Origin of the sequence: Duganella sacchari (assembly GCF_900143065.1) — a bacterium.
GTDB classification, from domain to species: domain Bacteria; phylum Pseudomonadota; class Gammaproteobacteria; order Burkholderiales; family Burkholderiaceae_D; genus Rugamonas; species Rugamonas sacchari.
The window spans coordinates 1-5,135 of record NZ_FRCX01000032.1 but is presented as its reverse complement, the minus strand read 5'-3'; the positions used below and the strand labels follow the sequence as shown (position 1 = coordinate 5,135).

3 protein-coding genes and 3 rRNA genes are annotated in these 5,135 nt (G+C 56.9%); 4 read left to right on the top strand and 2 right to left on the bottom strand.

Annotated features, from left to right (window positions below; translation table 11 throughout):
• The 3 genes from BUA36_RS29760 to BUA36_RS29750 form a co-directional block, all read left to right on the top strand.
• A 23S ribosomal RNA gene (locus BUA36_RS29760) occupies positions 1–325 on the top strand; the annotation flags it as partial.
• Positions 326–480: 155 nt separating this feature from the next.
• Positions 481–593: ribosomal RNA gene (rrf, locus tag BUA36_RS29755) — 5S ribosomal RNA — on the top strand.
• A gap of 102 nt (positions 594–695) precedes the next feature.
• A complete protein-coding gene (locus BUA36_RS29750; RefSeq protein ID WP_139260753.1) occupies positions 696–2,072 on the top strand; it encodes a DUF4214 domain-containing protein in 1,377 nt (458 codons plus the stop codon).
• A gap of 3 nt (positions 2,073–2,075) precedes the next feature.
• Here BUA36_RS29750 and BUA36_RS29745 read toward each other — a convergent pair whose 3' ends face one another.
• Together BUA36_RS29745 and BUA36_RS29740 are read right to left on the bottom strand one after the other, a co-directional pair.
• Complete coding sequence (locus BUA36_RS29745; RefSeq protein ID WP_084560428.1) at positions 2,076–3,287, bottom strand: sensor histidine kinase; 1,212 nt, start codon at positions 3,285–3,287, stop codon at positions 2,076–2,078.
• A 45-nt stretch (positions 3,288–3,332) separates the two neighbouring features.
• Entirely contained in the window at positions 3,333–4,694 is a 1,362-nt protein-coding gene (locus tag BUA36_RS29740; RefSeq protein WP_072791120.1) for a sodium-dependent transporter, read from the bottom strand.
• A gap of 280 nt (positions 4,695–4,974) precedes the next feature.
• On the opposite strand from BUA36_RS29740, the gene BUA36_RS29735 reads away from it, so the two are divergent.
• Positions 4,975–5,135, top strand: a 16S ribosomal RNA gene (locus BUA36_RS29735); the annotation flags it as partial.

Sequence of the window (5,135 nt, the reverse complement as noted above, 5' to 3'; positions counted from 1 at the left end):
CTGGGTTTAAAACGTCGTGAGACAGTTTGGTCCCTATCTGCCGTGGGCGTTGGAAATTTGAAGGGGGCTGCTCCTAGTACGAGAGGACCGGAGTGGACAGACCTCTGGTGTACCGGTTGTCACGCCAGTGGCATTGCCGGGTAGCTAAGTCTGGAAGAGATAACCGCTGAAAGCATCTAAGCGGGAAACTTGCCTTAAGATGAGATTTCCCAGAGCCTTGAGCTCTTTGAAGGGTCGTTCGAGACCAGGACGTTGATAGGTCAGGTGTGGAAGTGCAGTAATGCATTAAGCTAACTGATACTAATTGCCCGTACGGCTTGTCCCTATAACCTTAGCAGGTTATGGCTTTAAGAATCGTTGCGTTGATTACGCTTCATTACCTAAAACAATTACTTGATAAACGGTATAAATCGTTTATAATACTGTCTTCCAGATTTCAAGGCGGCGCGGAAAAAGACGCGAAGCCTGTACAAGTTAAAGCTTGATGACCATAGCAAGTCAGTCCCACCCCTTCCCATCCCGAACAGGACCGTGAAATGACTCTGCGCCGATGATAGTGCTGCAACCAGTGTGAAAGTAGGTTATCGTCAAGCTAGTTATAAGAAAAAGCCCGCTCAGCGTTCTGTGCGGGCTTTTTTGTATCTATCTAGTTATAAAAAAGGTATGATTGTTTTCCTTCTAATTTAAGGACGATCATGAAACCTGCCTTTCAGTTTGCATCCCTGTGCTCCATGGCTGTGCTGCTCGCAGCGTGTGGCGGCTCCAACAGCGATTCGCCGTCCCCCAAAGCGACGGTACTAGGATCGCGCATCGCCCAGGGCGCACAGCATGCGCCGGCGGAATACACCCAGGCGGTACAGAGCATCTACATCGGTTTCTTTGGCCGTCCTGCCGACGCCAAGGGACTGGAGTTCTGGAGCCGCATCTTCAGTGACCGCAATTTGCCCACCACGCTGCCGGAGCTGATCACCGCCTATGCTGCGGATGGGCAGGCCAGCAGTGCACTGGATGGGTTTGCCGCCAGCCAGGAATTTGGTGACCTGTATGTCCGCAATAATGCCTCCCTCGTCAACGCCATTTATCTCAATGGATTCAACCGCAATGCCGAATTGAGCGGCATCCAGTACTGGGCCGGCTTCCTCGACCGGAAGGAAATCGCACCCGCGCAGGCTGTGCTGCGGATTCTCAGTGGCGCGCAGAATGATGATGCGCTGGTGGTCAGCAAAAAAATCCAGGCGGCGACGATCTTCACCTCTCTGCTCGACACGCCGGGCAAAGTTAGCGCCTATGAGTCGCTGTCGAACAACCAGGCTGCGCGCGACCTGCTCGCAAGCATCACGGCGACCACGGATATGACCGCCTTCCGCGACACGATTGTGAGCTTCATCGCGGCGATGCAGGGCGAGCCGCCGTTCCCGATGGTGTCGCGTTACGCCGGCTTCAATTACCTGCAAGACCTGTCGACGAATACGCCCTTGTATGGCGCCAGCTATTCCTACTTGGCCAGTGGCGTGCTCCAGCCGCTGGGCGGCAGCCTGACCTATGGTTTGACGGCCCAGACTATCAAGTTTTATCGCAATGCCGCCGTGCTCAGCTATGATGCGCCGGTGGTTGCCGCTGCCGGCATCGGCAATGGCGTACTCCCGTCCGTGAACATGCTGTGCCAGAATGTCAGTACCCCGGCCGGCAGTATCGTCAAATCCACCGATGTGCTGGTGACCCGCGCCGCCGTGCAGCTGCTCAACGCAGCGGATCTGGCCAACCAGACGTTCACTGTCTACCGCGAGAACTGCACGACGGGCGGCAACAATCTGAAGTCGATGTCGTTTGATGGCCAGGGTAATGGCACCTTCCCGCTCAGCTCTGGCGTCCTGACGTTTAATGCGGTTGCGGTAACGCAGATCCTCAATGGCCAAACACAGCCTGACCTGTCGACGGGCAAGCTGCTGGGATTCACGGCCTATCGCTATCCGCGCACCGATGGCAGCAATGCCTACGTCATCATCCAGCACCTGGCCAACCACAAGGTCGACGTAACCGACGGCATTCTGGCCGTGTGGTCGCAGGAGTAAGGTCTATTTGATCGGCGCCGACATCGGCAAGGTCAGCGTGAAGCGGGTGCCCCCACCCACTTCACTGGTGACGTCGATGCGGCCGCCGAGAATCTCAGTAACGATGTTGTGGACGATGTTCAGGCCCAGGCCTGAACCGCCCACGCCCATCTTGGTGGTGAAGAAGGGATCGAAGATGCGCGGCAAATCCTCGCGCGCGATGCCGACACCGTGATCCTCCACGCTCAGCGTCACCCAGCCTTGCGCAGAGAGGCTCGCCATCACCGCAATCAAACCTTCATTGCGGCCTTCGTAGCCGTGCAGGATGGCGTTGTTAATCAGATTGGTCACCACCTGCCCCAGTGGGCCAGGATAACTTTCCATCATCAGCTCCGCAGGCACATGCTGCTGAATGACAAACGGTGTGCGCTTGATGGTGGGCTGCAGCGTCAGCAGGTTGCCGGTAACAACTTCCGCCAGCAGGAAGCTGCGGCGCTGGGAGCTGGTCTGATCCACCGCCACCTGCTTGAAGTTGGTGACGATGTCCGCCGCGCGATGCAGATTGCGCGCGAGGATGTCCACCGATAGCCTGGCGTTTTCGATATAGCGTTCAAACTCGGTGCGCGTAATGCCGCCTTCGGCGCTGATGTGGCGGCAGATGTCATCCGTCTGCGATTCAAACGTGGTGGCTGCCATCAGGCTGTTGCCGATCGGGGTGTTCAACTCATGCGCGATGCCGGCCACCAGTGCACCCAGTCCGGCCAGTTTTTCATTGCGCACCAGGTCTTCGCGTGCCTGTGCCAGGGTGGCAATCATGTCTTGAAGTTCACGGTTGGCGCGGCGCAGCGCCAGGTGGGTATTGATGCGCGCGAGGACTTCCTCGATCTGAAACGGCTTGGTGATGTAGTCGACGCCGCCCGCGTCGAAGCCCGTGACTTTCTGTTTGGGATCGGTGAGGCCGGTCATGAAGATGACCGGCACATCCTTGGTTTTCTTGCCGGCCTTGAGGCGGCGGCAGGCTTCAAAGCCATCGATGTCCGGCATGACCACATCGAGCAGGATCAGGTCAGGCTCGGCGAACTCGGCGCGCATCAGGCCCTCGGCAGCGGTCTGTGCCAGCACGATCAGAAAGCCGTGCCGTTCCAGCCTGTCCAGCAGCGCGGCCAGATACGATGGTGAATCGTCGACGATCAGTATCGTCGGCATTGGCACTACGGGGATCTCGCTCTGGTTCATCGCGCACCCTGAGTTCTCATGGTGCGGCCAGTATATATCAGCGTTTCAGAACAATCCGAGGCCTTTCAGCATCACTGCCAGGATCAGCAGAGGGGACACATAGCGCAGCAGGAAAAACACCGCGCTGACGGTGACGTGATTACGCAACGCTCCCTGATTGGACAGCGCTTGCTGGAACTTGTCCTTGCCCCACACCCAGCCCACAAACACGGCGAGCAAAATACCGCCCAGCGGCAGCAGCACATTGGACGAGGCGAAGTCAAACAGGTCAAACATATTCATGCCGAACAATTTGAAGCTGGCCAGCGTGCTGTTGGTCAGCGCACAGGATGAGCCCAGCACCATCAGCGTGGCGATGGTGACCAGCGTGGCTTTCGGGCGGCTCATGCCCAGGCGTTCGTGCAGGATCACGACCGGGACTTCCATCAGCGACAGCATGGCGCCGGTGGCGGCGACCGATGCGAGGACAAAGAAGGTGATCATCAGCAGCTGGCCGCCAGGAATTTGCGAGAACACCGCAGGGATGGTGATGAACACGAGTGGCGGGCCGGCGGCTGGCTCAAAACCAAACGTGAATACCGCCGGGAAGATGGCAATGCCGGCCAGCATGGAGACGAACAGGTCGGCCAGCATCACGCGCAGCGTCGTCGCCGGGATGTTCTGATCGTCGCGGAAGTAGGAGCCATACGTCATCATGGTACCCATGCCCAGCGACAGCTTGAAGAAGGCCAGGCCCATGGCGGTCAGGATGACGCCGGCGCTAATCTTGCTGAAATCCGGACGGAACAGGAAGGCCAGGCCGTCCGCTGCCTTATCCAGGGACAGGCTGACCGCGCACAGCAGCATCAGCAGCAGGAACAGTACCGGCATCAGCTTCTTGGTGATGCCTTCAATGCCCTTGGTCACCCCCATCAGCAAGATGCCGCCAATAAAGGCCAGCACGCCCCACTGCCACAGCAGTGACTGAACGGGATCGCTGATCAAGGTGCTGAAAGCGCTTTCCGTTACATGGCGGTCGCTACTGAGAATGCTGCCGCCGATGGCTTTCACTACGTAGGCGAATACCCAGGCCACGACTTCAGAATAGAACGACAGGATCAGGAAGGCCGCCACCATGCCGGCCACGCCGACCAGCCACCACGGCAGACTCTTTTTCGGACTGAGCTTTTGCAACGCCGTGATCGGGTTGGCTCTGGCGGTGCGGCCCATGGTGATCTCCGCGATCATCACTGGCAGACCGATGACCAGTGTGGCCAGCAGATAGATCAGCAGGAAGCCGGCGCCACCGTTGGCGCCAGTCAGATAAGGGAACTTCCAGATATTGCCCAGGCCTACGGCGGAGCCCAGGGTCGCTGCCAGCACGCCAAAGCTGGAACTGAAACCGCCGCGTTTAATCGTGTTGCTCATTGCTGCTTTCTATCGAAATCAAAGGCAGCGATTGTATCAGTTGAAAAAAGAGGGTTGACGGAATGAATGCCGTAAAGCATAATCTCATCTCTTCGCTGACGGACACAACGATTCGCAGCAAGCAGTACAGAATGATCTTTAAAAAATTACAGTCGATAAATGTGGGCGTTTGATGCTGCAACAAAAAGCATTAAATGCTCAACAAGAAATAAGCAGTAGTAATACTGTCAGTATTTTGAGTGAGCGAACCATTTTTGTCAATGGTGATAAAACAGAGATTAAACTAAAGAGTTTGATCCTGGCTCAGATTGAACGCTGGCGGCATGCCTTACACATGCAAGTCGAACGGCAGCACGGAGCTTGCTCTGGTGGCGAGTGGCGAACGGGTGAGTAAAATATCGGAACGTACCCAGGAGTGGGGGATAACGTAGCGAAAGTTAC